Origin of the sequence: Pseudonocardia pini, from assembly GCF_013870575.1 — a bacterium.
Lineage (GTDB): Bacteria > Actinomycetota > Actinomycetes > Mycobacteriales > Pseudonocardiaceae > Pseudonocardia > Pseudonocardia pini.
This window is the reverse complement of record NZ_JACBXB010001132.1, coordinates 1-1,272: the sequence shown is the minus strand read 5'-3', so window position 1 is coordinate 1,272 and position 1,272 is coordinate 1. Positions and strand designations below refer to the sequence as shown.

The window sequence follows — 1,272 nt, the reverse complement described above, 5'->3', positions numbered from 1 at the left end:
CGACGTGGAGGACGACCTGACATGACCAGCACCGACAGCGCGGTCCCGGCCGCGGCGGCCACCGCCATCGGGTGGGTGTAGACGGTCGCGCCCGCGACCACCCCGAACACCAGCCAGCGGTCCGTGCCGCCGAGCTGCACGGCCCGGACCAGCAGCCACACCGCCACGCAGGTGCCCAGCACCGCGAACGCGTACGGCCGGGCCTCCTGCTGGTACTGCACGAGTGTGGTGCTCGCCGCGAGCATCCCGGCCGCGACGGCGGCGACGCGCGCTCCGGCGAGCCGGTGCGCGGCCACCCACAGCACCGCGACGGAGGCGGCTCCGGCCGCCGCCGACGGCAGGCGGAGCCACCACTCGCCGGTCCCGCCGAGCAGCGCCCAGACCTTGAGGAACCCGTGGTAGCCGAGCATGTGCGGGTCCCGGGTGCTGCTCAGCGCCCACAGCCCGTCCCACGGGAGGCGGGCCGCGGCGGCCGAGAAGGCCTCGTCGTCCCACAGGGACTGGCGGCCGAGGGTGACCAGCCCGAGAGCCAGGGAGAGGGCGGTCAACCCGACCGGGACCGGCCACAGTGGACGCGGCGACGCCGCCGCGCGATGGCGCCCCACCTCGCCCTGGCGCTGCCGTGGGACCACGACGGACGCCGTGGTCTGCTCGCGTCCGAGCACCCTGCCTCCCGACGGTCTCGGGGAGGCCGTCGTGGACACGATGGACGGTGTTAGCGCAGGGTGGGTCAGAGCACACCCGGGTAGGCGCCTCCGTCGATCAGCAGGCTCTGCCCGGTGACGTACCCGGCCTGGGCCGAGCAGAGGAACGCGCAGGCCGCGCCGAACTCCGCGGGCTCGCCGAACCGCCGTGCCGGGATGCCCTGTCGGGCCCGGTCCAGGCGTTCCTCCTGGTCCGGCCCCTGGCTGCTCCCGCGCAGCCGGTCGGTGTCGAACGAGCCGGGGAGCAGGAAGTTGATCGTCACGTTCGCGTGCGCGACCGAGCGGGCCACGCCTGCGAGGAACCCGGTGAGCCCGGCCCGGGCCCCGCTGGAGAGGTCCAGGCCGGCGATGGGCGCCTTCACCGAGCCGGAGGTGATGTTGAGGATCCGGCCGAACCGGCGCTCCACCATGCCGTCGACCACGGCCTGGACCAGAGCGATCGGGGCGGCCATGTTGGCCTCGACGCCTGCCAGCAGGGCAGCGTGGTCGACCTCCCGGAAGTCCCGCAGCGGCGGACCGCCGTTGTTGTTCACCAGGATGTCCACCTCGGACACCGCGCCGAGCAGGG

General features: G+C 74.6%; 2 protein-coding genes. Both read right to left on the bottom strand.

Annotated elements, in window-relative coordinates; genetic code table 11:
* The coding region (locus H5J29_RS36425; RefSeq protein WP_181784831.1) for a glycosyltransferase family 39 protein at positions 1-665 on the bottom strand (665 nt) is incomplete at its 3' end.
* Between the two features lie 65 nt (positions 666-730).
* Positions 731-1,272: SDR family oxidoreductase (locus H5J29_RS33175; protein ID WP_181784830.1), on the bottom strand; the 542-nt coding region annotated here is incomplete at its 5' end.